This is a genomic window from Nocardia otitidiscaviarum NBRC 14405 (assembly GCF_000308635.1).
Taxonomy (GTDB): domain Bacteria; phylum Actinomycetota; class Actinomycetes; order Mycobacteriales; family Mycobacteriaceae; genus Nocardia; species Nocardia otitidiscaviarum.
The window spans coordinates 54,767-80,251 of the sequence record NZ_BAGD01000028.1 but is presented as its reverse complement, the minus strand read 5'-3'; the positions used below and the strand labels follow the sequence as shown (position 1 = coordinate 80,251).

The 25,485-nt window shown below is 69.2% G+C and carries 25 protein-coding genes; 15 read left to right on the top strand and 10 right to left on the bottom strand.

What is annotated here, in order from left to right; genetic code table 11:
• Positions 1-2 precede the first annotated feature (2 nt).
• The 4 genes from ON31_RS04290 (at position 3) to ON31_RS04275 (ending at position 3,797) form a co-directional block, all read left to right on the top strand.
• The gene (locus ON31_RS04290) at positions 3-719 is read left to right on the top strand and encodes a response regulator transcription factor (protein WP_029930947.1); all 717 of its coding nucleotides are present in this window, start codon (positions 3-5) and stop codon (positions 717-719) included.
• 97 nt (positions 720-816) lie between these two features.
• Positions 817-2,163: a sensor histidine kinase gene (locus ON31_RS04285; RefSeq protein WP_051036826.1), complete on the top strand. Its 1,347-nt coding sequence runs from the start codon at positions 817-819 to the stop codon at positions 2,161-2,163.
• A gap of 30 nt (positions 2,164-2,193) precedes the next feature.
• Positions 2,194-3,402: a YhgE/Pip domain-containing protein gene (locus tag ON31_RS04280; protein ID WP_255221980.1), complete on the top strand. Its 1,209-nt coding sequence runs from the start codon at positions 2,194-2,196 to the stop codon at positions 3,400-3,402.
• 98 nt (positions 3,403-3,500) lie between these two features.
• The gene (locus tag ON31_RS04275; protein ID WP_029930944.1) at positions 3,501-3,797 is read left to right on the top strand and encodes a hypothetical protein; all 297 of its coding nucleotides are present in this window, start codon (positions 3,501-3,503) and stop codon (positions 3,795-3,797) included.
• Between the two features lie 102 nt (positions 3,798-3,899).
• On the opposite strand, the gene ON31_RS04270 is transcribed toward ON31_RS04275, so the two are convergent.
• The gene (locus tag ON31_RS04270; protein ID WP_029930943.1) at positions 3,900-4,262 is read right to left on the bottom strand and encodes an FKBP-type peptidyl-prolyl cis-trans isomerase; all 363 of its coding nucleotides are present in this window, start codon (positions 4,260-4,262) and stop codon (positions 3,900-3,902) included.
• A gap of 111 nt (positions 4,263-4,373) precedes the next feature.
• Here ON31_RS04270 and ON31_RS04265 point away from each other — a divergent pair, with 111 nt between their 5' ends.
• Both ON31_RS04265 and ON31_RS04260 read left to right on the top strand, forming a co-directional pair.
• Positions 4,374-5,177: a TrmH family RNA methyltransferase gene (locus tag ON31_RS04265; RefSeq protein ID WP_039809392.1), complete on the top strand. Its 804-nt coding sequence runs from the start codon at positions 4,374-4,376 to the stop codon at positions 5,175-5,177.
• On the top strand, positions 5,174-5,470 hold the full coding sequence (locus ON31_RS04260) for a DUF2537 domain-containing protein (protein WP_029930941.1): 297 nt from the start codon (positions 5,174-5,176) through the stop codon (positions 5,468-5,470). The genes ON31_RS04265 and ON31_RS04260 overlap by 4 nt, the downstream gene beginning before the upstream one ends.
• Before the next feature lie 116 nt (positions 5,471-5,586).
• On the opposite strand, the gene ON31_RS04255 is transcribed toward ON31_RS04260, so the two are convergent.
• From ON31_RS04255 to serC, 3 genes are all read right to left on the bottom strand, one after another.
• Entirely contained in the window at positions 5,587-6,363 is a 777-nt protein-coding gene (locus ON31_RS04255; protein ID WP_029930940.1) for a DUF6928 family protein, read from the bottom strand.
• 408 nt (positions 6,364-6,771) lie between these two features.
• The gene (gene sepH, locus ON31_RS04250) at positions 6,772-7,779 is read right to left on the bottom strand and encodes a septation protein SepH (protein ID WP_039809390.1); all 1,008 of its coding nucleotides are present in this window, start codon (positions 7,777-7,779) and stop codon (positions 6,772-6,774) included.
• A gap of 216 nt (positions 7,780-7,995) precedes the next feature.
• On the bottom strand, positions 7,996-9,120 hold the full coding sequence (gene serC, locus ON31_RS04245; protein WP_039809388.1) for a phosphoserine transaminase: 1,125 nt from the start codon (positions 9,118-9,120) through the stop codon (positions 7,996-7,998).
• Positions 9,121-9,254: 134 nt separating this feature from the next.
• On the opposite strand from serC, the gene ON31_RS04240 reads away from it, so the two are divergent.
• A complete protein-coding gene (locus ON31_RS04240) occupies positions 9,255-9,953 on the top strand; it encodes a hypothetical protein (protein ID WP_255221979.1) in 699 nt (232 codons plus the stop codon).
• A 79-nt stretch (positions 9,954-10,032) separates the two neighbouring features.
• On the opposite strand, the gene ON31_RS37235 is transcribed toward ON31_RS04240, so the two are convergent.
• Together ON31_RS37235 and ON31_RS35415 are read right to left on the bottom strand one after the other, a co-directional pair.
• Complete coding sequence (locus ON31_RS37235; protein ID WP_169334997.1) at positions 10,033-10,182, bottom strand: hypothetical protein; 150 nt, start codon at positions 10,180-10,182, stop codon at positions 10,033-10,035.
• Positions 10,122-10,256 carry a DUF1272 domain-containing protein gene (locus ON31_RS35415; RefSeq protein ID WP_218007287.1) on the bottom strand — a complete coding sequence of 45 codons (135 nt, stop codon included), beginning with the start codon at positions 10,254-10,256 and terminating at the stop codon, positions 10,122-10,124. The genes ON31_RS37235 and ON31_RS35415 overlap by 61 nt, the downstream gene beginning before the upstream one ends.
• Positions 10,257-10,491: 235 nt before the next feature.
• Here ON31_RS35415 and ON31_RS04235 point away from each other — a divergent pair, with 235 nt between their 5' ends.
• Entirely contained in the window at positions 10,492-11,265 is a 774-nt protein-coding gene (locus tag ON31_RS04235; RefSeq protein ID WP_039809386.1) for an RDD family protein, read from the top strand.
• A gap of 113 nt (positions 11,266-11,378) precedes the next feature.
• On the opposite strand, the gene ON31_RS04230 is transcribed toward ON31_RS04235, so the two are convergent.
• On the bottom strand, positions 11,379-12,521 hold the full coding sequence (locus tag ON31_RS04230) for a citrate synthase 2 (RefSeq protein WP_029930934.1): 1,143 nt from the start codon (positions 12,519-12,521) through the stop codon (positions 11,379-11,381).
• 100 nt (positions 12,522-12,621) lie between these two features.
• Between ON31_RS04230 and pdxH the strand changes: the two genes are divergently transcribed.
• The 5 genes from pdxH (at position 12,622) to ON31_RS04205 (ending at position 18,267) form a co-directional block, all read left to right on the top strand.
• Entirely contained in the window at positions 12,622-13,347 is a 726-nt protein-coding gene (gene pdxH, locus ON31_RS04225; protein WP_255221978.1) for a pyridoxamine 5'-phosphate oxidase, read from the top strand.
• A gap of 108 nt (positions 13,348-13,455) precedes the next feature.
• Positions 13,456-14,745, top strand: a complete 1,290-nt coding sequence (locus tag ON31_RS04220; protein ID WP_051036825.1) for an MFS transporter — start codon at positions 13,456-13,458, stop codon at positions 14,743-14,745.
• A gap of 195 nt (positions 14,746-14,940) precedes the next feature.
• On the top strand, positions 14,941-16,254 hold the full coding sequence (locus tag ON31_RS04215) for a citrate synthase (RefSeq protein WP_081592206.1): 1,314 nt from the start codon (positions 14,941-14,943) through the stop codon (positions 16,252-16,254).
• A gap of 249 nt (positions 16,255-16,503) precedes the next feature.
• Entirely contained in the window at positions 16,504-17,712 is a 1,209-nt protein-coding gene (locus ON31_RS04210) for a GNAT family N-acetyltransferase (RefSeq protein ID WP_039809384.1), read from the top strand.
• A gap of 141 nt (positions 17,713-17,853) precedes the next feature.
• Positions 17,854-18,267, top strand: coding sequence for a YccF domain-containing protein (locus tag ON31_RS04205; protein ID WP_029930929.1), 414 nt, complete (start codon positions 17,854-17,856; stop codon positions 18,265-18,267).
• A gap of 6 nt (positions 18,268-18,273) precedes the next feature.
• On the opposite strand, the gene ON31_RS04200 is transcribed toward ON31_RS04205, so the two are convergent.
• The gene (locus ON31_RS04200) at positions 18,274-18,711 is read right to left on the bottom strand and encodes an Rv0880 family HTH-type transcriptional regulator (RefSeq protein ID WP_029930928.1); all 438 of its coding nucleotides are present in this window, start codon (positions 18,709-18,711) and stop codon (positions 18,274-18,276) included.
• 452 nt (positions 18,712-19,163) lie between these two features.
• Between ON31_RS04200 and ON31_RS04195 the strand changes: the two genes are divergently transcribed.
• Complete coding sequence (locus ON31_RS04195) at positions 19,164-19,403, top strand: DUF2530 domain-containing protein (protein WP_029930927.1); 240 nt, start codon at positions 19,164-19,166, stop codon at positions 19,401-19,403.
• Positions 19,404-19,436: 33 nt separating this feature from the next.
• Here ON31_RS04195 and ON31_RS04190 read toward each other — a convergent pair whose 3' ends face one another.
• The gene (locus ON31_RS04190) at positions 19,437-21,476 is read right to left on the bottom strand and encodes a neutral/alkaline ceramidase (RefSeq protein ID WP_039809382.1); all 2,040 of its coding nucleotides are present in this window, start codon (positions 21,474-21,476) and stop codon (positions 19,437-19,439) included.
• A 128-nt stretch (positions 21,477-21,604) separates the two neighbouring features.
• Here ON31_RS04190 and ON31_RS04185 point away from each other — a divergent pair, with 128 nt between their 5' ends.
• Complete coding sequence (locus ON31_RS04185) at positions 21,605-22,219, top strand: TetR/AcrR family transcriptional regulator (RefSeq protein WP_255221977.1); 615 nt, start codon at positions 21,605-21,607, stop codon at positions 22,217-22,219.
• An 87-nt stretch (positions 22,220-22,306) separates the two neighbouring features.
• On the opposite strand, the gene ON31_RS04180 is transcribed toward ON31_RS04185, so the two are convergent.
• A complete protein-coding gene (locus ON31_RS04180) occupies positions 22,307-25,384 on the bottom strand; it encodes a sacsin N-terminal ATP-binding-like domain-containing protein (protein ID WP_039809378.1) in 3,078 nt (1,025 codons plus the stop codon).
• Positions 25,385-25,485: the final 101 nt, after the last annotated feature.

Below are 25,485 nucleotides of genomic sequence, written 5' to 3'. Positions count from 1 at the left end.
AAATGGACACCGTGGCCGAACGCGGAGAGACCCCGACCGTGCTGGTAGTCGACGACGACGAGGATGTGCTCGCCTCCGTCGAACGCGGGCTGCGGCTCTCCGGGTTCCGGGTGGTGATCGCCCGGGACGGAGCCGCGGCCCTGCGCGCCGTGACCGAGGAGTCACCGGACGCGGTGGTGCTCGATATGAATATGCCGGTCCTGGACGGGGCCGGGGTGGTGACGGCGCTGCGCGCCATGGGCAACGAGGTGCCCATCTGCGTGCTCTCGGCGCGCAGTTCCGTCGACGACCGCATCGCCGGACTGGAGTCGGGGGCCGACGATTATCTGGTCAAACCCTTCGTCCTGGCCGAGTTGGTGGCTCGGATCCGCGCATTGCTGCGCCGCCGCAGCGATACCGCCGCGCCGACCACCCCGGGCGGCATCACCGTCGGACCGCTCGAGGTGGATGTGGCCGGATACCGGGCACTGCTGCACGGCAAGGAGATCGAGCTCACCAAGCGGGAATTCGAGCTGCTGTCCACCCTGGCCCGCAGCGCCGGGGTGGTGCTGAGCCGGGAGCGGCTGCTGGAGCTGGTGTGGGGCTACGACTTCGCCGCCGACACCAATGTGGTGGACGTCTTCGTCGGCTACCTGCGGCGCAAGCTGGAGTCCGATGGAACGCCGCGACTGCTGCACACCATCCGCGGGGTCGGATTCGTGCTGCGAGCACCGAAGTGACGGGCACCGACGGGAACGGACGGCCGCGGTGAACGCCATCCGGCGGAGGTGGTTCGCTCGCTCCGAGCAGCGGTCCCGACCGCCCAGGTCGTATTCGTTGCGTACGCGCGTCGCCGCCGCGGCGGCGCTGGGGGCGACCGTCATCGTGGCCGCGCTGTCCTGGGTGACCATCTACGCCATCGAACGCAACAATCTCGCCCAGGCCGACCAGCAGTTGACACTGGCCTCGCAGATCGTGCTCATCGAACCGGTGCTGTCGGTGAATGTGCTCGAATTCCTCGGGGCCAACAAGGATCTGGCGATCACCGTCCGCAATCAGCAGGGCCTGGTGGACAGCACCCGGATCGAACTGCCGCCGCTACCGCTGGGCTCGGAGACCGTCACCGTGGGCGGCGTGCCCTACCGGGTGCTCACCACCGATCAGAACCAACCGCCCGGACGCGTTGTCTCCCTCGGCATTCCGACCACGCAGACCGCCGAGGCCACCGCCGAGCAGCGGCGCTGGGTCCTCGTCGCCGCCGTGGTGGCGGTGGTCGCCGCCGCCGCGCTGGGCTGGCTGTTCGGCGGGCGCGCGGTGCGCCCGATCGCCGATCTGACCCAGCAGGTGGATGAGCGCCGGCCCTCCAATTCCGGTGCGCCGCTTCCGGTGGACGGCTCCGGTGTGCGCGAGGCCGAGAAGCTGGCCGATGCCGTCAACACCATGCTGCGCCGGGTGGACCGGGCCCAGGCCGAGACCGCCGCCGCACTGGAGACGGCGCGCGACTTCGCCGCCGTCTCCGCGCACGAACTGCGCACGCCGCTCACCGCCATGCGCACCGACCTCGAGGTGCTGCGCACCCTGGACCTGGACGAGACACAGCGCGCGGAGATCCTGGCCGATCTCCAGCGCAGCCAGGACCGGGTGGAGGCCACCCTGGCCGCGCTGGAACGGCTCGCCGCCGGCGACCTCACCGACGAACGCGACCATGTGGAAACCGATGTGGGCGATCTCTGCGATACCGCCGCCCACGACGCCATGCGGCACTTCCCCCACCTGAAGGTGCGCATCGACACCGATGCCGAACTGGTCACCCGGGGGCTGCCCACCGGGCTGCGACTCGCCGTCGACAACGCCCTCACCAATTCGGCACGGCACGGGCGGGCGACCGAGGCGCTGCTGTCGGCGCATCGGGCCCGCAACGGCCACATCATCATTTCCGTGGACGACAACGGTCGCGGAATTCCCGAGGCGGAACGCTATTCGGTGTTCGAGCGATTCTTCCGCGGCAGCCAGGCCAGCAAGGGCGGTTCCGGGCTGGGCCTGGCCCTGGTCGCACAACAGGCGCAATTGCACGGCGGCCGTGCCTATTTCGACGACGGCACGCTCGGCGGGGTACGGTTGGTGCTGGACCTGCCCGATCGCACCGCATCCCTTACCGAACCCTCAGACAATCGCCAGAGCTGAGGACATTTCGTACCCGTACGGTCGCAAAGCGTGTCCGCCAACAGCACCTCGAATTCGACCGCATCGCATCGCGCCGGAATCCGCGGCCGTAAACGCCTGCTATTCGCACTGCTCGCCCTCGTCGTGACCGGGGCGCTCGCCGCCGGCGCGGTCACCTATCTGCGCTCGGCGAATCCACCCACCGCCGTGGCGCTCGTCAATAGGGACGAGGGCCCCCTCGGCGAACGCATCGCCACCACCCTGCGCGAGGGCGGCGCGCACGAGTGGGCGGTGGTCGACGAGGCCGACACCGCCGACTACGCGGCGGTCGTCACCCTGCCCGCCGACCTGTCCACCTCCGTCGCGTCGCTGGCCACGGCCGCCCCGCAGCGGGCGCGGGTCGAGGTGGACTCGAACGACCACGCCGACCCGAACCTGGTGAACGACGCGGTCACCGAGGTGACCCGGCAGATCAGCGCGGCCGGGATGGACACCGTGTTCGCACTCATGAACTCCGCGCGCGGACAGGTGTCGCAGGTGGCGTTCACCGCCACGCTGCTGGGTGCGGGCGTGCAGGCGGCGGCCGACGGCGCGGAGCAGTTCCAGGGCGGGGCCGATGAGATGCTGGCCTTCCTGGAGAGCGCGAAATCGGGTGCGGGACAGATCACTTCGGCCATCGCCACGCTCGAGCAGACGGTGTCGGCGGCGACCGCGCAGGCCAACTCCTTCGCCGACACCCTGGACGGCACCGGGGTGACGGTCGGCCAGGTGCAGCAGTCGGCGACGACCCTGAGCGACGGGCTCGCGACCGTGCTGCCGCTGTTGCGAGCCCTGCCGTTCGCGGCGGATCCGCAGCTGGCGAACATCATCACCCAGCTCGAGGGGCTGCGGAAGGTCGCCGACGAGGCCAGCGCCCAGCTGACCGGATTCGGACAGTTGACCGGCACTCAGGTCACCCCCGACACGCGGATCGGTCAGCTGCTGCGCGATGGCGCCGTGCGCCTCGGCGACGCCAGCGCCCAGCTGAGCCAGGGCGCGCAACTCGCCGAGCAGATCCCGCAGCTCGCCGATCAGGGCGCGGCGCAGTTGCTCGCGGCCATGCAGGCGCTCACGGGCGGGGTGGACCAGCTCCAGAATGTCACCACCACCCTGGGTAAGCAGGCCAATCAGGCGCTGACGACGCTCACGAAGGGCAGCGGCGGACAGCAGTCACAGATTGCTATCAGCCTCGCCGATCCCGTGGAGATCGTTCGCAAATAACAAGATCACTGGGTTTAGAATTAGCCCGATTTGCTCTGGTCGACCGGTTTCACAAGAAGCTCCATCCCCACCATCTGGTATTCGGAGAGGAACTGATCGTGAGCAGTATTCTCGTCGCCGCGCACGACCTGTACGGAACCGTTGTGGCACAGCAGTACACCAATCCCACGTCGGAAACCCCACCGGCCGCCGACAAGCTCATGAAGATGTTCCGCTATTTCACCTGGTTCGCCCAGATGTCCGGCATCGCCGCCATCACCTACGGCGGCGGCCGCTTCGCCTGGGAGAAATGGGGTGGCGGCGGACTCCAGTCCCCGAAGATGGTCGCCAACGCCATGCTCGGCGGTGCGACGGCCACCAGTGCGGGCACCATCATGAACGCCGTCGTCGGTTGACACCCGGTATCCCGCCGTGCCCGCCGTCGCGGGCACTCCCCCCTTACGCGACTCGTGCCCGCCGTGCTGATGCGCGGCGGGCACGACCACGTGTGAACCCGATCAGCTCACGCCGAGCAGGTCGATGATGAAGACGAGGGTCTTGCCGGAGAGCTGGTGTCCGGCGCCGGCCGGGCCGTAGGCGAGCTCCGGGGGGATGGTGAGCTGGCGGCGGCCGCCGACCTTCATCCCCGGGATGCCCTCCTGCCAGCCCCGGATGAGGTTGTTCAGCGGGAAGTCGATGGACTCGCCGCGGTTCCAGGACGAATCGAACTCCTCACCGGTGTCGTACTCGACGCCGACGTAGTGCACGTCGACCTTGTCGCCCGGCTTCGCCTCGGGACCGGTGCCCACCTCCAGGTCCTTGATCACCAGCTCGGCGGGCGCGGGGCCTTCTTGGAATTCGACTACCGGCTTGTTGCTCATACGCTGTCCTCTTCACGATCGGGGATCCTGCGGTCGTGCTTCACCTTATGACGACGTGCGGCGCGGGTCCGGAGCCGGGCCGCGTATGTCGCCAGGGCAGGATGTTTGCCCGTGGCCGAAGTGATCGATATCGACGACCCCGCCGATCCGCGTGTCGCCGACTTCCGCGACCTCAGCAATGCCGACCGCCGACCGGACCTCCCGGGCGGGAAAGGTCTGGTCATCGCGGAGGGCGTGGTGGTCGTGCAGCGCATGCTGAGCTCCCGGTTCCGCCCCTTCGCCCTGCTGGGCACGGCGCGGCGGCACGAGCAGCTGGCCGAGGACCTGGCCGGGGTCGACGTGCCGTACTACCGCGCCTCGGCCGAGGTGATGGCGCGGGTGGTGGGGTTCCACCTCAACCGGGGCGTGCTGGCCGCCGCCCGGCGGCCGCCGCAGCTGTCCGCCGAGCAGGAGCTGGCGACCGCCCGCACGGTCGCGGTGCTGGAGGGCGTGAACGATCACGAGAACATCGGATCCATCTTCCGCAATGCCGCCGGACTCGGCGCGGACGCGGTGCTGTTCGGCGACCGCTGCTCGGATCCGCTGTACCGGCGCTCGGTGCGGGTGTCCATGGGACATGTGCTGCGGGTGCCGTTCGCGCAGCTGCCGGAGCTGCCGGGCGGATTGGACCTGCTGCGCGCCAACGGCTTCCAGACCGTCGCCCTGACCCCGAATCCCGCCGCGCCCACCCTGGCCACCGCCATGACCGGAGCGAAGGTGGCGCTGCTGCTCGGCGCCGAGGGTCCCGGCCTGACCGAGGACACCATGCGGGCCTGCGACATCCGCGCGCGGATCCCCATGACACCGGGGACCGATTCGCTTAATGTGGCCACCGCGGCCGCCATGGCCTTCTACGAGAGAGTCAGGACACAGTGACCTATCCGCCGGATGGACCCTACGGGTACGGGTACTCCGAGCCGACCCCGTGGGCGGCCGGTCTGACCGTCGTGGTCATGGTCGCGCTGCTCACCGCGTGCGGCGTGTACGCCTTCGGCGCGGCACTGGCGCAGGTGCATCCGCTGCTGTCCATCGCGGTGAATCTGGTCGCGGTGGGCGGAGTGCTTCCCACGGCGTGGCGGTGGCGGTTCGCGCCGGTCACGCGGTGGGTGATCGCGGGGCTGGGAGCGGGTGTGCTGCTGGGCTGGATCGCACTGCTGATCGGCGTGTAGCCGCGCCGATCCGTGTAGCCGCGCTGATCTGTGTGGCCGCGACTGCTCGGTATGCGGCGTGTCGCTGTCACACGCGGCGAAGGCGACCGGTCACGCGCACCGGCGGCGATAGCCACTCAGCTCACGCGGTCGCGGCCGCGCAGCCAGTGGAACAGCCCGCGTTTCCCATTGTGTTCGTGGTCGGGTTCGGCGGGAGCCTCGGGCTTGGGGGCCTGTCCCTTGGGGAACAGGGAGAAACCGCAGACCTCGATCTCCTCCGGTGCCAGCGGCATATCCGCGAGGGTCGGAATGTCCTCCGGGGCGACGCCGGGGGCGCTGGTCGCGCCGTTGCGGTAGCGGAAGCCGAGCCATTCGGCATTGGCGGCGTCCGCGAAATCCGGTGGGTCGAAAGGCAGGAACTGCGGGTCGGGCAGTTCCCCGGCACGCAGCTGGATCGGATGCTCCCCGGCCCAGTACGGCCGCTCCCAGACCCGGGGCAGACCCTCGTCCTCGAGGATGTTCGCCCGGGTGGCGCTGAAGGAGCGGCGGAATTCTCCCCGCTCCCAGTACGCGAACGCACCCCAGCCCATGGCGAGGTCGTAGGAGACGAGATAGGTGTGCTCGGACGCCAAGGGGCGCACCAGCAGTTCCGGCAGTCGGGTCGGACGGGCCAGAGCGGCCTGGGTCGAGCACACCACCGTGACGCCGGGATAGCAGCCGATATAGACGGATCCGGGATCGGGTCCGGCCCAGACCTTCATGGTGCCGGAGGCCGCGGGCACCACGTCGCGATCCGGATTGAGCTGCTTGGCCAGGGCGAAGGCGGCATCGGGATCGGGGCCGGGGTGGGCGCGCAGGACGGCTACCGGATCGGGGGCGTCGACGTACCAGAGCGAGGAGACTGTGGACGGCACAGGCGCGACACCTCCCGAGATCATTGCATCCCAAGTGTAGCTATTATCGAGCTACATTAAATGGTCGAATGCCCAGCCAGCGTGTGATCGACTCGGCAATCACTGCCATCACCAAGAAATCTACCCCCGTCAGGCCCGAAATGGCGTGGTTGCGCAAGGACTTTCCGGGCGCGGCGGACACCCGGGCGATGTGATCGCGGTCAGCCCTATCGGACGAATCGGTCGGTATGCTCCAGCACAGTGAATCAGCAGGTAGTCACACTGCCCGACGGTCCGGAGCCCGGAAATCCCGCCCGTGCACACGCAATCGTGTGGCCACCCTATCGGAACAAGAGCAAATTTCCAGCGCCCGGGGCGTGCGCACCCAACGGGCACGCACCGATCAGTGCGCCACGAGGCAGGCCGGGCTCAGTGGCCCGAGCTGCGCACGCCTAGGAGCACGTCCTCCCACGACGGCATGGGAGCCTTGCCGCCGCGCTTGGCGCGGTTCTGCTTCTGCTTGGGCGCGGGCTGCGCGGCCGCCGGTTCGGCGGGCTTGGCCTCGGCGGCCGGAGCCGAAGGTGCCGGGGCGGCCGGTTCTTTCGGCGCGGCCGGCGCGGCCGGAGCCGGAGTGGGTGCGACGGGAGCGGCCGGGGCGGCGGCCGGAACGGTGCCGTCCCCCACCGCCGGACGCTGCTCGTAGAAGCCGTCCAGGCTCTGCTGGTCGGAAACGCGGGGCGCGGCGGGCGCTTCGAACTCCACGCGTTCGCGCGCCGCGGGGGCCGGGGCGGGCGCGGGCTCGGCGACCGGTTCGTTCTGATCCGGCAGGATGGTGGCCAGACCGCGCAGGGCACGGCCGAAATCCGGATCGATCAGATCGGAGGCCGGATCGTCCAGCGGCACCACCGAGCCGCCGTGCGCGTCGGGCTGGTAGCGCCAATGCGCGGCGATGACCGAACGCCCGGCCTGCCACTGCAATTGTGCGACCCAGTAGCCCTTCTCGTCCTTCCAGGCGTCCCATTCGGCGACCTCGACATTGTGGCCGCGCTCGGCGAAGGCCGCCGACACGATCTCGATGAGGGTTTCCACCGACGGACCGTCATTGCGCACCGGATGCGCCTTCTGCGCCAATTCGGCTGCCCGCTGCCGCTCCAACAGGACCGGATAGGCGAAACGCTCCACCCGGCTGGCGGGCATGCCGGACTCTTCGGTGACCTGTTCGACCGAAGCACCCGCTCGGATACGGGCCTGGATATCGCGAGGACGCATCGTGGCTTCCGTTTCGATCTCGATCTGGCCGAATCGGGCAAGGTCTCCGCGCGCCGCGGCACGCAGTTTGTCGTCGGCGGCGAGCCGGTACTTCTGGCCGGTTTCGGTATCGATGCACACGATGTGCGTGGAATCGGGCGTCAATCCGATCACTCGAAGTTCACGCACCGTTACCTCCTTATCGCTGCTTCGATCACAGCCAGGCTCGCGACACCGCCCATATACTGGAACAGTAGTGCACTTCCGAGATTCGTGGGTCGAGACACGCGGGCGCGGAAATCTGCTCACAGACTCCCGCGCCGCATTACTGTGAACGATTCTGTCACAGAGCGTTCGGTACGGCTCGCGGATTCAAGATCCGCGAACCGCCCACATTTTTACTGCTCAGGCGAGCTTTTCTACGACCCAGTCGATGGCCCGGGTCAGCTGCGAGACGTCCTCGGGGTCGATGGCCGGGAACATGCCGACGCGCAACTGGTTGCGGCCCAGCTTGCGGTACGGCTCGGTGTCGACGATGCCATTGGCGCGCAGCACCTTCGCGACCTGGGCCGCATCCACCGAATCGGCGAAGTCGATGGTGCCGACGACCTGCGAACGCAGCGCCGGATCCGACACGAACGGGGTGGCGTACGAGCTGGATTCGGCCCACGAGTACAGCCGCGACGAGGAGTCGGCGGTGCGCTTCACGGCCCAATCGAGACCGCCGTTCCCATTGAGCCATTCGATCTGATTCGCGAACAGCAGCAGGGTGGCCAGCGCCGGGGTGTTGTAGGTCTGGTCCTTGGTGCTGTTGTCGATGGCGATGGGCAGCGACAGGAAATCCGGGGTCCAGCGACCCGAGTTCTTGATCTCCTCCACCCGCTCCAGCGCCTTGGGGCTCATGAGCGCGATCCACAGCCCGCCGTCGGCGGCGAAGCACTTCTGCGGCGCGAAGTAGTACACGTCGGCATCGGTGATGTTCACCGGCAGACCGCCCGCACCGGAGGTGGCGTCGATGGCGATCAGGGCGTTCTCCGAGCCCGCGGGACGCGAGACCGGGATGGCCACGCCGGTGGAGGTCTCGTTGTGCGCCCAGCCGATGAGGTCGACCGACGGATCGGAGGTCGGCTCGGGAGCGCTGCCCGGCTCGGACTTGATCACGATCGGATCGCCGATGAAGGGGTTGCCCTTGGCGACGGCGGCGAACTTCGAGGAGAACTCGCCATTGCTCAGGTGCAGCGACTTCTCCCGGATCAGGCCGAAGGCGGCGGCATCCCAGAAGGCGGTGGTGCCGCCGTTGCCGAGCACGACCTCGTAACCCTCGGGCAGGGAGAACAATTCGCGCAGACCGGTGCGCACGCGCGCCACCACGTCCTTCACCGGCTTCTGCCGGTGGGAGGTGCCGAAGACCGAGGCGCCGGTGTCCACCAGGGACCGCAGCTGCTCGGGACGGACCTTGGAGGGGCCACAGCCGAACCGACCGTCGGCCGGCTGGAGTTCGTCGGGGATGGTCGGGAACGCAGAGGTCATGGCGACAAGGGTAGAGCGTGACGGAGGCCGCATCCGCGAGTGGGTAGGCGCTGCAACACCATCGGCTCGGACACTGTCGGCAACCGGCGGGTATCGCTGTGTCCCCGAACACACTGCGGTTATGGTTCACGGCTATGAACACGGCCGCACACGACAGCTCGGAGACCGCCGCCGCGGCCGATTCCGGCCGCCCCCGGCGGCGTCCGGGCCTGTTCACCCGACTGTCCTCGCAATTCGGCTCGGGCGGGCTACCCCGGCGGGATGCGGGCATGTCCGATGCCGCTCGCCGCGAGCTGCTGCTGCGCGGCGTCGCGGGAACCGCGACCGTACTGAGTGTGCGGGCGCGCCGCTCGGAGCCGGAGCACGAATTCTGGATCCGGGTCCAGCTCGAGGATCGGCATCCGTACGAGACGCGGGTGCGGCAACGGATCGGCGCATCCGATCTGGAATGGATGCAGCCGGGCGATGTGGTGTCCTGCCGGGTCGATCCGGGCGACCACGACCGGGTTGTGCTGTACGCCCCGCCGCCGGAGGAGGCCACCCGCACGAATATCGCCAAGATCCTGAGCGACGGCCGCCGGGCCCGGGCCACCGTCCTGGCCGCCACACCGGTGGCCGCCGACTACGCGGGCCGCGACGATCCGGTGCTGCGCCTCGATCTGGAGTTGCGCGCCTGGGACGAGCCGTCGCCATGGTTGGTGCGGGTGGTGGCCGCGGTGCCGCTGTCGGCCATCGAACTCGTCGATCTGGGACGGCAGCTGGAGGTCGCCTTCTTCACCGTCGATCGCGGTGAATCGGTGGCGGTCGACTGGGCGGCCTCGCGCGCACTCTGAACGCACCCGAGACACACCGAAACCCGGCCGATTCGGCGTCGCCGAATCGGCCGGGTCGAGAATTTACATCCCGTTGAGCTCAGGCCGCGATATTCAGCGCGAGGGTGATCGCGACCGGCACCGGATACAGCACCGGGAACACGACGGTGCCGTAGGCCCCAGACGCTGTCAGCCCCTGCGGCGCGGCCGATTCACCAATTCGCCGCCGCAGTTCGCGCAGAGGGTGCACTCGTAGGAGCAGATCCAGGCGATGCCCTCGGGGTTCAATCCTGTGGTGTGACACCGCTCACATGATGTTCTCATCTCGGGCGTCACCGTCGATCCTCCTACGCGCATCCCAATATCGATCTTCGGTCGCGGCGACCCCGCGGCCGGGGATCTCGGTCGCTCGCGGCGGATGTCGTCAACTCGGCGCGCCGCGAGAGCCGAAGTGCACCAGACTGTAGCGAGCCCGGACCCCGAACGGCCCGCCCGGCACACAGCGGGCACCGGATCGGCTACCGTCCGTGCCGAAATATCCAACCCCGCAAGGAAAAGAATGAGTTACCCGAACAACCCGTACCCGCAACAGCCCGGCTACGGGCAGCAGCCCTACCCACAGCAGCCGCAGTACGGACAGTCGAACCCGGGCTACCCGCAGCAGCCGCAGTACGGGCAGTCCAACCCGGGCTACCCGCAGCAGCCGCAGTACGGGCAGTCCAACCCGGGCTACCCGCAGCAGCCGCAGTACGGGCAGTCCAACCCCGGCTACCCACAGCAGCCCGCGCACGCCGCTCCCCAACCCGGTTACGGCGCACCGCAACCCGGCTACCCGGCTCCGGGCGCACCCGGCGGCTACGCGCCGTACGGTCCGCAGGCTCCGCTCGCCGACTGGGGTTCCCGTGCGGGCGCCTACATCGTCGACGGCCTGATCTTCGGCCTGCCCGCCTCGCTGCTGTACGTCATCGCGAGCGTCGCCGGTACCGAGAGCATCACCTGTTCCACCACCACCGGCCGGTGCACCGGCGGCGGCCTGAGCGGCGTCGGCGTCATGTTCATGCTGCTGGCCTTCGTGGTCGGCATCGCCGGTCTGGTGTTCCTGGTCTACAAGGAGGGCACCACCGGACAAACGCCCGGTAAGAAGATGCTCGGCATCCGTCTGGTCGGGGAGACCACCGGTCAGCCGATCGGCTTCGGCACGGCGTTCATCCGGAAGATCTGCCACGCGGCGGATTCCTTCGCCTGCTACATCGGCTGGCTGTGGCCGCTGTGGGACGAGAAGCGCCAGACCTTCGCTGACAAGATCATGAAAACGGTCGTGGTGAAGGGTTGATCCCCTTGCCGATCCGGTAGGCCGGGGGATCCGCCCGGAAACGACCGCGGCTCGCAACCTTTCGGTTGCGAGCCGCTTTCCTGTCTTCGAAGAACCGCCGAGAGGCGCGAGCCCTACTTGCGGATCACGTTCTCCCAGCCCGCCACGGTCTCCGGCTTGCGCGGCGCGGGGCCGGTGTATATGGCGGCGGGGCGCACCAGCTTGCCCAGCTTCTTCTGCTCCATGATGTGCGCGCACCAGCCCGCGGTGCGGCCGCAGGTGAACATGGCGGGCATCATGTGCGCGGGCACCTCGGCGAAGTCGAGGATGACCGCGGCCCAGAACTCCACATTGGTCTCGATGGCGCGGTCGGGGCGGCGCTCGCGCAGTTCGGCCAGCGCGGCCTGCTCCAGCGCGGCCGCCACCTCGTAGCGCGGGGCGCCCAGCCGCTCGGCGGTGGCGCGCAGCACGCGGGCGCGGGGGTCCTCGGCGCGGTACACGCGGTGTCCGAAGCCCATGAGCTTCTCCTTGCGGTCGAGGATGCCCTTGACCAGAGCGCGGGCGTCGCCGGTCTTCTCCACCTCCTCGATCATGGGCAGCACGCGCGCGGGCGCGCCGCCGTGCAGCGGGCCGGACATGGCCCCGATGGCACCGGACAGCGAGGCCGCGACATCCGCGCCGGTGGAGGCGATGACGCGGGCGGTGAAGGTGGAGGCGTTCATACCGTGCTCGGCGGCGGAGACCCAGTAGGCGTCGATGGCCTCGGTGTGCTTGGGGTCGGGGTCGCCCTTCCAGCGGGTCATGAACCGCTCGGTGACCGTGGTGCACTCGTCGATCTGCTTCTGCGGCACCGCGGGCTGGTAGATGCCGCGCGCCGACTGCGCCACGTAGGACAGCGCCATCACCGAGGCGCGGGCGAGGTTCTCGCGGGCTTCCTCGTTGTCGATGTCGAGCAGCGGCTGATAGCCCCAGATCGGGGCCAGCATGGCGAGCCCGGCCTGCACGTCGACGCGCACGTCGCCGGTGTGCACGGGCAGCGGGAAGGGTTCGGCGGGCGGCAGGCCGCGACCGAATTCGCCGTCCACGAGCAGCGCCCACACATCACCGAAGGTGACCCGGTTGGTGACCAGGTCCTCGATGTCGACGCCGCGGTATCGCAGCGCACCTCCGTCCTTGTCGGGCTCGGCGATATCGGTGGTGAACGCCACCACGCCCTCGAGACCGCTAACGAAGTCGGACGGAACTGCTGAACTGGGAACCGCAGCGCTGGCAGTCATGTTGTGACTCTCCTTGCAAACCGGGCCGCCCGATCGATGGGCGGCCTCGCCGATCAGTTAGACCTTAACGCCACCATTACCCTGGAGTAACGTCTGGCCCATGACCGACCTGGAGAAATCCGTCACGTCCGCGCTGGATATCGCGGCCATGCGCGTGGAGTACGGCGTGGACGCCGGCGACAATCATCCGGGCCGCGAAACCGACCTGGACGAGAGCTGGCTGGCCGACGGCTGGGAACCATTGCTGCGCACCTGGATCGAGGAGGCCACCCACGCCGGGCTGGTCGATCCGAACGCCATGGTGCTGGCGACCGTGGAGCTGACCCCGAGCGGACCGAAGCCCGCGACGCGCACGGTGCTCTGTAAGGGGCTCTCGCCGGAGGGTGTGACCTTCTACACGAACTTCGAGTCGCTCAAGGGGCTGGCGCTCACCGCGACGCCGTACGCCTCGGCCACCCTGGTGTGGCCCGCCCTGAGCCGACAGGTGACGGTGCGCGGGCCGGTGCACCGGGTGTCGCCGGAGGTCACCGAGGTGTACTGGCGGTCGCGCCCGCGCGGGTCGCGGCTGGGGGCATGGGCGTCGGAGCAGTCGCGGGTCATCGGTTCGCGGGCGGAGCTGGATCGGCGGATGGCCGAGACGACCGAGCGGTTCACCGGGGTTGACGACATTCCGGTGCCGCCGTTCTGGGGCGGGTTCCAGATTCGGCCGGAGACGGTGGAGTTCTGGCAGGGGCGGCGCAGCCGCATGCACAACCGGATTCGGGTCACGCTGGAACCCGGAGCCACCGATGTCGCGGCCATGAAGGTGGAACGTCTCCAGCCCTGAGCGGAGCGGCGGATACCGTGAATCGACCGGCCACAAGGGGTGCAATGGTGGGATGAATCACCGGAAATCCGGTGCCGCCGATCAATTCATCCCATTAATCTCCTGGCGGTGAAGCTGCTCGCCGACGTCACCCCGCTGCGGAATCCGGATTTCCGTCGACTCTGGACCACCGGCATCGTCACCGTCATCGGCGCGCAACTGTCGGTCGTCGCGGTCCCCAAGCAGCTCTACGACATCACGCAGAGTTCGTCCTACGTCGGCCTCGCCGGTCTGTTCGGCCTGGTCCCGCTCATCGGGTTCGGTCTGTGGGGCGGCGCGCTCGCCGACGCCATGGACCGCCGCACCCTGCTGCTCATCACCAGCACCGGCACCGGCCTCACCGCCCTGGCGTTCTGGGCGCAGGCCGCCGCCGGGAACACCAACCCGTGGCTGATCCTCGGACTGTTCGCCGCGCAGCAGGCGTTCTTCGCCGTGAACCAGCCCGCCCGCGCCGCCATCTATCCGCGACTGCTGCCCGGCGAGCAACTGCCCGCGGCGAATTCGCTGTCCATGACGGTCATGCAGTTCGGGGCCATCGCCGGGCCGGTGTCGGCGGGCATGCTCATTCCGGTCACCGGGCTGGCCATGCTGTATCTGCTGGATGCCGTCGCCCTGCTCGCCACCGTGTGGGCGGTGTGGAAGCTGCCGCCCATCCCTCCCGTCGGCGAGACCCGCCGCGCCGGAATCCGGGAGGTGCTGGACGGTTTCGGCTACCTCGCCACCCAGAAGGTGCTGCTGGCCTCCTTCGCCGTCGATATCGTCGCCATGGTCTTCGGGATGCCGCGCGCGCTGTTCCCGGAGATCGCGCAGCACAGCTTCGGCGACTCCCCCTCGGGCGGAACGGCTTTGGGTCTGCTCTTCGCGGCCATGTCGGTGGGCGCGGTGCTCGGCGGCGTGTTCTCCGGCTGGCTGTCGCGCATCCGCCGGCAAGGACTGGCCGTGATCTGGCTGATCGTCCTGTGGGGGCTGGCCATGGTCGGCTTCGGCGTCGCGGTGGGCGCGACCGGACACGGCCTCGGCATGACGGTCGGGCTGTGGATCGCCTTGACCTGCCTGGCCTTCGGCGGCGCGGTCGACATGTTCTCCGCCGCCCTGCGCACCACCATGCTCCAGCAGGTCGCCACCGACGAGATGCGCGGCCGCCTGCAGGGCGTGTTCATCGTGGTGGTGGCGGGCGGACCGCGAATCGGTGATGTTGCCCATGGTTTCGCGGCGGCCGCGGTGGGTACCGCTGTAGCCGCGGCGGGCGGCGGTCTGCTCGTGGTGATCGGCATGGTGATCTCGGCGATCGCCTTCCCGATCTTCGTGCGCTACCGGGTCAGCCGCACACATGCCGACCTACCGGCCCGAAACGGATGATCTCGGTCGCGGGAGCGGTCCATGCCGATACCACATGACCGCACCGAACCTCACCTCGTGACGAAGTGACTGTGAGGTAGTCAAGGGTGACCCTCATTAGTCGGGCCTTCCGGACAGCGACTAGCGTTGAGGGTAAGCGCACCGTGTGCCGACCGCACCGATGCCGACGGTTACAAGCCTGAGAGGGATCCTTCCGTGCCCGCTGAGAACATCATCAACGTCGACGACGACGCCAAGCCGGTGCTGTCCTACCCCGGTGGCGAGTACCCGATGACCGTCGCCAGTGCGACCGAGGGCAATGACGGGATCGACCTGGGCAAGCTGCTCGCCAGCACCGGGTACACCACCTTCGACCCCGGCTTCATGAACACCGCGTCGACCAAGTCGGCGATCACCTACATCGACGGTGAGGCGGGCATCCTCCGCTACCGCGGTTACCCGATCGAGCAGCTCGCGGGGAAGTCCACCTTCATCGAGGTGAGCTACCTGCTCATCTACGGCGAGCTGCCGACCCAGTCGCAGCTGGACGACTTCACCGACCGCATCCGCCGCCACACCCTGCTGCACGAGGACCTGAAGCGGTTCTTCGACGGCTTCCCGCGCAACGCGCACCCGATGCCGGTGCTGTCGTCGGCGGTCAACGCGCTGTCGGCGTACTACCAGGACTCCCTGGACCCGCGCGATCCCGAGCAGGTCGAGCTGTCCACCATCCGCCTGCTGGCCAAGCTGCCCACCATCGCGGCCTACGCCTACAAGAAGTCGGTCGGCCAGCCGTTCCTGTACCCGGACAACTCGCTGTCGCTGGTCGAGAACTTCCTGCGGATGACCTTCGGCTTCCCGGCCGAGCCGTACGAGGTGGACCCCGAGGTCGCCGCGGCCCTGGACATGCTGCTCATCCTGCACGCGGACCACGAGCAGAACTGCTCCACCTCCACCGTGCGCCTGGTCGGCTCCTCCGACGCCAACCTGTTCACCTCCGTCTCCGGCGGCATCAACGCGCTCTGGGGTCCGCTGCACGGCGGCGCCAATCAGGCCGTGCTGGAGATGCTGGACGACATCAAGGCCCAGGGCGGCGACGTCAAGGAGTTCGTCCGCAAGGTCAAGAACAAGGAAGACGGCGTGAAGCTCATGGGCTTCGGGCACCGCGTCTACCGCAACTACGACCCGCGCGCGACCCTGGTCAAGAAGGCCGCCGACTCGATCCTGTCCAAGATCGGCGGCGACGACCAGCTGCTCGACATCGCCAAGGCGCTCGAGGAAGCCGCGCTCACCGACGACTACTTCATCGAGCGTCGCCTGTACCCGAACGTCGACTTCTACACCGGCGTCATCTACCGGGCCATGGGCTTCCCCACCCGCATGTTCACCGTGCTGTTCGCCATGGGCCGCCTGCCCGGCTGGATCGCCCACTGGCGTGAAATGCACAGCGAGCCCCTGAAGATCGGCCGCCCCCGCCAGATCTACACCGGCTACGGCGAACGCGACTACCAGGACATCACCGGCCGCTGACCCAGGCGTCCCCGAAACCCGCCCTCCACTCGGAGGGCGGGTTTCGCGCGTTCGGGCCCGGCCCATGCGCGGCAGCGCCCCGCTGGCGTTCGAACGCAAGCGGATCATTAGAACCCGACTAGTACCAGCCCGCATGCTGTTTCGTAGAGCGGAGCCCCACCTGCCGCGGCGGGGGCGGCAGGTGGGCTCCGTTCGCATCGCCGGGAAATTCAGGTGCGCACCTCCACGCCCGCGTGCGATCGTCCGGTAATGGCATCGACGCATGGCATCACCATCCGCTCGTCCACCCGCGACGACTGGCCCGCTGTCGTGAACCTGCTGGAGACCAGCTTCGGCCAGCGCTACGACCCGGCCGAGCTCGACATCATTCCCGATATCTTCACCCCCGACCGCGCCCTGCTGGCCATGGACGGCGACCGTATCGTCGGCCACGCCGTCGACCGGCGGATGACCGTCACCGTGCCCGGGGAGGGGACCGTACTCGCCTCCGGTATCTCCGCGGTATCGGTGGCCCCCACGCATCGGCGGCGCGGCATCCTGCGCGCGCTCTACACCGAGCAGCACGCGCGCACCGAGGCCGAGGGATTGCCGCTCACGATGTTCACCGCGAGCGAGGGCACCATCTACGGCCGGTTCGGCTACGGCACCGCCATCGAGCGCGATTTCATCAGCATCGACCGGCATAGGGTCCAATTCCGGCCCACCACACTGGATCCCGGCGGCGTCGAGATCGCCCCCGTGGACGAGGCGACCCAGGCCCGCATCCGCGACGTGTACGACCGCTGGCGGCGGCTGGTGCCCGGCGCGCAGGAACGCCCAGACCCCGCCTGGCGGCTCTGTTTCGCCGACCCGCCGCGCTATCGCGGCGGCGCGTCGACGCTGTACGCGCTGCTGCATCCGGACGGCTATGTGCTCTACCGCCGGGAATGGGGTGAGAAGGAGTCGGTCGCGACCGTCTGGGAGTTCCGGGCCGTCACCGCGGAGGCGCACGCGGCGCTGTGGCGGGTGCTGCTCGGACTGGATCTGGTGGACCGGGTGGTGTGCGATCTGGCCGACAACGATCCGCTCCCCTACCTGCTCACCGATCCGCGCCTGGTGCAGGTCACCGGTCGGCGCGATCATCTGTGGGTCCGGATCATGGACGTGCCCGCCGCCCTGACCGCGCGCACCTACCGGTGCGACCTGGATGTGATTGTGGCCGTGCACGATCCGTTCCGTGACGCGGGCGGCACCTTCGCCCTCCGGGTGCGCGACGGCATTGCCGAATGCGAGCCGACCACCCGCTCCGCCGACCTGGAACTCGGCACCGCGGAACTGTCCAGCCTTTACCTCGGCGGCCACCGCGCCCGAGTTCTGGCCGCCGCCAACCGAATCCAGGTCAAGGACCCCGCCCACCTGCGGGCCGTCGACGAAGCCTTCGCGACCGACCGCGACCCGGAGCTCGGCTGGTTCTTCTGATCCCGTTCCGGCCGGAGGTCCACGCGGGGTGTCCCGCGTGGCGGCGGGCCGCGAGAGGCGATGCCCGCTGGCGAGTTCGGCCGATCACGTGCCGGTCACGGGCGGTGGCGGAGGTTCGGGGGTGCTGGCATGCTGGGGAAGGTGAGCGTGCTCAGACTGCTGTTGAACGTACTGTGGCTGGTGTTGGTCGGGTTCTGGATGGCGGTCGGCTACATCGTCGCGGGGTTGATCTGCTGCATCCTGATCATCACCATTCCGTGGGGTATCGCGTCGTTCCGGCTCGCCTCGTTCGTGCTGTGGCCGTTCGGGCGGGAAGCCGTGGAGAAGCCGGGGGCGGGCGTGCCGTCCATGCTCGGCAATGTGGTGTGGTTCATCGTCGCGGGCTGGTGGCTGGCGCTGGGCCACATCTTCACCAGTATCGCGCTGGCGATCACCATCATCGGCATCCCGTTCGCCTGGGCGAACCTGAAGCTCGTTCCGGTCTCGCTGTTCCCGCTGGGGCGCGAAATCGTCTCCAGCGACCAGCCTTTCGGATCCCAGCCGGTGCGGGCCTGACGCGCGCTACTCCGACTCGTCGACGATCTGCTTCATGATCGTGACGGCCTCCTCGAGCACCTTCAGCTGCTCCGGGCTGAGTCCGCTGAGCTGTTCGGTCATCCACGCCTCGCGCGCGCTGGTCTCATCGGCGATGAGCGCCCGCCCGGCGTCCGACAGCGACACGATGATCTGCCGCCCGTCGGTCGGGTGCGGATTGCGCTCCACCAGATCCATTTCGGTGAGCGATGCGATCACCCGGGTCATGGACGGCGGCTGCACCCGCTCCTTGGCGGCCAGTGTGCCGGGGGTCATGGCGCCTTCCCGGTTCAGGGTGGCGAGCGCCGAGAGCTGGGTCAGCGAAATCTGGGCATCGGCTCGCCTACCCCGCAGATGTCGCGTCAAGCGCACCACCGCCAGTGAGAGGTCACCAGCGAGCGCTCGAATATCGGAAGGCGTTGTCACAGAGGCAAACGATACGGGACCAGCCGCGTCGGGGGCGGCTGTTCGGCCCCGGACCGCGCACGTTCGCACCGCACGCCGGACTCGGCCACCGTCCCATCGCCCGGCGGCCCACCTACCGATCATGCCCCACCACAGCAGGCGAACACCCCGACAACGGCCGAAACCCGCCATCCAGCCCTCCCGCCCCCGGCGTCCCGAACCCGCCACAACCCGACATTCGACCCAGCCCGAACGATCCCTGTCCCATCCGGGCCACACCGCGAATTTCCGGCAGCAAAGTGACAGCGCGTAGCTGGGCCGGGGCAGCACGCGCACCGCACGTGGCCAGGTGGGATGCGCACGTGGTTGAGCGGGATCCCCGCCGTGGGCGAGCGCACGCGCGGCCGGGCCGGATCCCTGCGTCGCCGGGCGGGATCCGCCCATGGCCGGGCGGGGCGCTCTAGACTGGCAGGGTGACTCGACCCGTACCGGAGATTCCGCCGCGCTTCACCGATCCGCGGCCGGTGCTGGCGATCGGCAGTATCGCCTGGTTGGTCGCCACGCTGGTGGTGTTCGCCAGTGGCGACCGGTGGCACGAAGCGCGGCCGGTGTGCCTCATGGGGCTGGCGGTGGGGCTGCTCGGGTACACGATCTTCGCCATTCAGCGGCGCGGGGCGCGACGGGGAGACAAGGGGGCTCAGGTCGGGCTCTGAGGCGGGCGGCGGCCCGGAACGGACCCGTCCTGGTCAGTGGATGTCGAATTCCGCGCTGAGGCCGGTGAAGGGGTGCAGGGTGCCATCGGGGGCGAGGTGGTCGGCGAAGTGCTGGAAGCGGTAGCGGCCGGGGGTGGCGTCGGCGGGGATGTCCCAGGTGAAGCTGGCCGTCGAGATGTCGGGGCCGCGGCGGGACCAGTGGTACTTCACCGCCCACTCCCCCTCGTTGGCGACGCGGGTCCACTCGCCGCCGGTGTGGCGCTGCACCTCCAGGAAGGTGCCGTTGCGGCGGGGGTTGTGTTTGGGGTGGGCCGAGACGAATTCGACCTGAGCCTGTTCACCGCGGGTGTAGGCGGCGGCCGGTTGTAGCAGTGCCGCACCGAAATCCAGGCCGGGCGGGGTGGCGTCCGGGCCGGGGGCGGGCACGAAGCTGGGCTGCATGGCCGAGACGTCGCGCGGCGCGGGGCCGCGCGGCACCCGCTGCCGGTCGGCGAAAGCCGTTGCCAGCCGGTCAAATTCCTGCTGGTAGGCGGGCAGCGTGTAGCGACCGTAGAGCGTCGAGCCGCCCTCGTACTGCTGGGCGTCGTACTCCTCCGGGGTGGTCACGTACTGGTGGTAGGCGTTGGCGTACCCTTGCATGAGCACCTGTTCCAGCGGCATCCCGAGCGCCGCGGCGACGGTGCGGCGGATACGCAGCCCGGAGACGATGGTGAATTCCGCTCCGCCGCAGGCGAGATAGAGCTCGCCGATGCGCACGATCTGGATCGGCACCACGCTCGGCACCCACGGCACCGGCGGCAGCAGGCCCAGCGGCGCGACGATCGCCTTCGGCGCCTGTGCGTCGGTGAGCCAGTCCGGCACCGGCATGTTCGCGCCGCCGAGCGCGTCCACGAACGGATTGCGCACGCCTTCGGGAATCGGCACGCCCGGCAGTCCGGGCCCGTCCTCGATGCTGCCCGCGATGAGCGAGACGCCCGCACAGGCGGGCGCGGTGTGCCGGGGCTGCCCGTTCGGGGTGTAGCGGCCGTCCACCGCGATGTCGGACAGGTCGATATAGCAGAGCATGGCGTCCACCGGCCCGCGCATCGTGCGGGCCGTGGCGAGTGCGGCCTTTCCGGCGCGGTATTGACGTTCGCCGATGATTCGGGTGTTCTCGAACTCGTCCTCGGTGGGGCCGGAGGTCGGGCGCAGGTTCAGATTGGGCGACATGTCGCCGCTATTGGTCTGTGGGAAAGCGGCCAGGAAATCGACTCCGCCGTCGAGGTACCGGACGCCGCGCTCACCGTGTTCGAACGCGAAGGACGCGTAACCCTTGTTGTCACCGCTGATGAGCCGATTCGTGTTGCTCATGGAGGTGTTGTGGGTGGCGAACCAGGTGATGACGCCGACCTGTCGACCACCCTTGCGCAGGGAGAGGACGGTGACGGCCGGATCGATGGCATTCGGAAAATACCGTTTGTCGGCTTCGGGATTGCGATCGAAGGCGATTCGCGAGCGATTGACACTGGCGTCGTGCAATTCCCCGCGTCCGAGTTCGAGGCTGCCGGGCCCGAGGTCGGCGTCCGCGGCGACGACGGCCTCCACGATTCCGTTCACCTCGGCGTCGTACACCTGCCGCTGGAAGCCGAGAATCGAGAGGTTGTAGGCGTAGTCGTGGCTGGCGCCGCCGCACACCGCGTGCGAGTGCGTGGCGGTGAGCAGGACGTTCTGCTCGGTGTAGCGGTCGCCGAAGCGCCGGGCGAGTTCGTCGAGGACGCCGCGGTGCACGGACTGGAAGATCATGGCGTTGTCGGCGACCACGTACACGATCCGCTGGTCACCGCTGCCGATGATGAAGGCGCGGGCCCTGGGCCGCAGGTGGATTCCGGCGGTGGTCTGTTCCAGCTGGGAGTAACCCATCATGCCGCATTCGGCCGCCGGGCCGGTGATGTCGGAAATGCCCACACCGATCAGGTAGTCGCCGCCGGAAGTCGCGTGTGCCGACCCGCCCGGCAGCGCGATCGTGGCGGCGGCCGTGAGCGCGGCGGATCCCGCCGCCGCACCGGCCAGAACAGTCCTGCGCGACACCACCATTCGGCGACTCCCTTCGTACCAACTCGCAGCGAACCACAGAACTGGACACACGTCCAGTGGAGACTTTCCCGACGCGCGAATTGACTGCGCGGCTCTTGAAGGCTTAACTCCCTGGAGTGTCCTCCCGATTGAGCGTCGAAGAACGACGGGCCCACCTTATCGAGGCGGCCATCGGCCTTGCCGAAAAAAAGGGCGTGGCAGGAGTTACCACGCGCGATGTAGCTCAGGCAGCCGGTGTTTCGCTCGGTGTGGTGCATTACTGTTTCGAAAACAAGGACGCGCTCATGACCGAGTTGGTCAAAGCGCTCTCGATGGAATTGCGCGATTCCGTCGATGCCAACGAAACGGTATGGCAGGACGTCGGAAGTGGAAAAGAATCACTTCAAAAACTGATACGCGCCGGCCTGGAACTCATGTGGCAGAACGTGGAAGCCACCCCGGAACGGCAACTGCTCACCTACGAGACCACCACCTACGCCCTCCGCGAAAGCGAACAGACACCGGCGAAACTCGCCATCGCCCGCGAACAGTACGCGTTCAACGATTCCACGGTCGCCGACATCATCGAACACGCCCGCGAGGCGACGGGCACCCGCTGGTCCGCCCCCGTCGGCGTCATCAGCCGCTTCATGCTCGCCGCCATCGACGGCATCGTGCTGCGCTGGCTGGTGGACAACGACAGTGCGGCGGTACGCGAGCAGATGGACCTGCTGGCGCAGACGGTGGCGCAGTTCAGCGAATAGCCCGACGCCGGACGGGCCGCCGATACCGGACGGCCGCACCCGCGCCCGAACGGCCGCCGACCCGTTACGCCCGATTGTCGGACTTCGCTAGCACGCCGGACGCGGCTGCGATACGACGTGGGTGTCCGCGTCGTCACGCCACCACGGCACCGTGACGGTCGCCTCGTACGCGCCGGACAGCCGCACCCGCAGTTCGTCGTGGACGACGAGATCGCCTGCGGGGGTGGGTTCTCCGCTCTGCATGCGCCACAGCACGCCGAGCGGTTCGGCCGACCAGGTGGTGCGGCGGCCGGTGCCCTCGACGCGCGCGGTGACGGCCTGCGAGGCCAGCGGCAGGTCCAGCAGCGCCGCCAGCTGCGAGGCCGAGTCGATATCGCCGACCACCAGCCGGTCCGGCGGGAGCGCCAGGCCGTACCAGGGCAGATCCAGCACCAGGGCGTCGGCGGCGTCGATGACCGCCCCGGAGAGGGCGCGCACCCGCTCGGGCAGGACCAGATCGTCCAGGTCCAGGCGGCCCGCGGCGGTGGCCGCGGCCAGCCGCTCATGGGTTCGTGAAATCGCCTCCGCGGTCGGATGTCTCGACGGGTCCGCGAGAGCCGCGAGGAGTTCGGCGGCCAGCTCCGGAGTGATGATCTCCGGATCGGCGAGTACGGCGCGCAGCGCCTCGGTGTCGGCCGCGTCGGTCTCGGTGTCCATGGACAGTACCGGCAGCAGGCCCGCGAAGACCGGGTCGGCCGGGTGGCGGAACAGGCCCAGCGCGGTGCCGTCGATGCGCGCGTGCGTCCGCAGCCACCACGCCGTATAGCCGTCGCGGTCGGCGAGCAGCGGCCGCGTGGCGGGGTCGGCGAGCAGCAGCCGCAGGGCCCGCGGCCACTGCTCCGGATCGACCAGATCCAGATCGCGGACGGCGAGCAGCTCCGGCGGATCCTCGGCGAGGGTCTCCCACCAGGTCTCCTCGTCGTCGAGATGATGGTCGGGGCCGGTCGGATCCGATTCCGCCACCACGGTGAAACCCCAGCCCACGCCGACCGCCCGCAGGGCGGTCGGGCCGTAGCGGCGCACCAGGTCGTCGGCGACGGTGCCGAAGGGCGAATCCTCGACCAGGACCCGCGCCAGCGGGGCATCCGGAAGCAGTAATTCGTCGGCGGGGACGAGATCGCCGGTGTCGTCCGGGATTTCGAGCAGGCCGAGCCAGGTGGGCAGCAGTCCGGGGACCGGGGCGGCTGGCTCACCTCGGACCGGATCCGTTGCTCCGGAACCGGGTTCGACGCTGCCCGCGCCGGGATTGGCGTGCGCGGCCAGGCTCAACACCGCCTCCACCGTGTCCGGATCGGCGGGATCGTGCTCGAGCTGGGCGTGCAGCGCCGGATCACGCAGCAGCTCCTCGGGACCCGCTGGGCGCGCACCGAGCCGCCCGAGCAGCGGATGCGCCGCCTCCGGATGCACCAGGCGTGCCCAGTGCACCGGTACCGCGGACTCCAGGTGGTCGTCGAGCACCACGGTGCGCGGCCCGGTCACCATCCGACCGTCCGCCAGCGGCACCGCCAGCGCACCCAACTCCTCCACCGCCAGTGGATCGCCGACGAACGGCTCCAGCGCGTCGTAGAGCGAATACCACCACTGCGGTGCGCGTTCCACACTCCCCGACAGCTCCGCGATCCGCGCCAACCCGATCCGGTGCACATCCAGCACCGACAGCGCATCGGCGGTCGACCGGCCGGACAACTCCGGAACCACCAGCGGACCAACGATTTCGGCGAGCACACCCGCCAATTCATCGGTCACCCCGATGAATACGCTCGCCCGCCGGGGCCGCTCGACGGCCACCACTGCGAGGTCCGCCGCGGCAGGGACGGGTTCATCCTCCGGTTGGGCGTGGAGGACCGGGAGCCACGGCTGCTCACCCAGTTCCGCGACCAGCGCCTCGCGCAGCAGACCGTCGGCCTCGCTACGGGCGAAGCCGGGCGTGGGAACCAGGAGCAGCCGGTCACGGGCGGGCAGCGCACGCGCGAAATCCGCGTAACCGGATGCCAACTCGGCAATGCGCGTGCCGGGGAGCAAGCGGCGGCGATCCGGTTGCATGGGAATGTCGGCGATCAGCAGCGCCGGCAGGGAGAGTTCCTCGTCCGAACGGGTCGGCGCCCGCAACACATCGGGTGCGGCGGCGACCGGACGACCGTCCCGCAGCGGAAGAAGCCACCGGGCCCGGCCGGTCCGAAACTGCCACCAGCGGCGCACCTCTCCGCGCGGACCGGTGATCCGCACCTCCTGCAGGCCGCCGACAGCCCGGTCGGATCCCGCGCCGCCGTGCACTGCCGAATGCGCGGTCTTCTCCGCGACGGCGGGTTGGAACGCATTCGCGCGCGCGGCCCGGTCGACTGGGACACCGTATCCGTCCGCGTGCTCCACATCGTCGAGTACGACGTGCGCGCGCGCCGGGCCGTTGCCATCGCCACCGCGACTCACGGGGGCCGGGGCGGGCAGGTCGGTCACCGTGCTGGTGAATTCGTCGGACTCGATCCGAATGCCGTGCAGGGCGGGCAGTTCCAGCAGCAGGTCGAGGGCTTCGGCGCGCATGCTCGCGAGCAGGGCGGGGGTGTCCACGTCGGCGCGTGGGGTGAGGATGATCTCGGTGTCGAAATCCGGTGCTGGGGTGTGTTCGGTCGGCCAGGCCAGGCGCAGCGCGGGTGGCTCGAACGGGTGCTCGGTGTCGGGGATGCGAATGCCGCTTTCGCGCAACGCCTGCCGGGTGTCCGCGCGGGAGAACCGCACCGAGCCGCCGGTGGAGCGGAACTCGATCTCGTCGGCGATGCTCAGCACCGCGGTGAAACCGACGCCGAAGCGGCCCACCGCGGTGTCCGCGCCGGTCTTGGCGGAGGCGCGCAGGGCGGTCAGCGCGTGCACGCCCGAGACATCCAGTGGCACACCGGTATTCGCGATGTGCAGGCGGCCGTCGCTCAGCCACACCGCGATACGACCCGCCGCCCCGGCCTTGGCCGCGGCGTCGGCGGCGTTCTGGGCCAATTCGGTGAGCACCCGGTCGCGGTAGCCCGCCCGCACCAGATCCGCCTCGGTGGCCGCGTCCTCCCGCAGACGGGTGGGCGAGCCGCGCCAGGCGGCGAGCACACCCTCGCGCAATGCCGCGGTCCCGAACGGATCCGCCACCCCGCTAACCAATCCGAACACCCCTTCCACGGCGGTGCGTAGCGATACGGGAGTCGAATCGCTCGAAGACGCGGCGGGAACGACCCCGCCGCGGACTCAGT

Bases quoted from the DNA above. Each gene is read 5' to 3' on its own strand.
- ON31_RS04290 (WP_029930947.1), top strand. From the start codon at position 3: ATGGACACCGTGGCCGAACGCGGAGAGACCCCGACCGTGCTGGTAGTC.
- ON31_RS04270 (WP_029930943.1), bottom strand. From the start codon at position 4,262: ATGAGCAACAAGCCGGTAGTCGAATTCCAAGAAGGCCCCGCGCCCGCC.
- serC (WP_039809388.1), bottom strand. From the start codon at position 9,120: ATGACCTCTGCGTTCCCGACCATCCCCGACGAACTCCAGCCGGCCGAC.
- ON31_RS04240 (WP_255221979.1), top strand. From the start codon at position 9,255: ATGAACACGGCCGCACACGACAGCTCGGAGACCGCCGCCGCGGCCGAT.
- ON31_RS35415 (WP_218007287.1), bottom strand. From the start codon at position 10,256: ATGAGAACATCATGTGAGCGGTGTCACACCACAGGATTGAACCCCGAG.
- ON31_RS04235 (WP_039809386.1), top strand. From the start codon at position 10,492: ATGAGTTACCCGAACAACCCGTACCCGCAACAGCCCGGCTACGGGCAG.
- ON31_RS04230 (WP_029930934.1), bottom strand. From the start codon at position 12,521: ATGACTGCCAGCGCTGCGGTTCCCAGTTCAGCAGTTCCGTCCGACTTC.
- pdxH (WP_255221978.1), top strand. From the start codon at position 12,622: ATGACCGACCTGGAGAAATCCGTCACGTCCGCGCTGGATATCGCGGCC.
- ON31_RS04210 (WP_039809384.1), top strand. From the start codon at position 16,504: ATGGCATCGACGCATGGCATCACCATCCGCTCGTCCACCCGCGACGAC.
- ON31_RS04190 (WP_039809382.1), bottom strand. From the start codon at position 21,476: ATGGTGGTGTCGCGCAGGACTGTTCTGGCCGGTGCGGCGGCGGGATCC.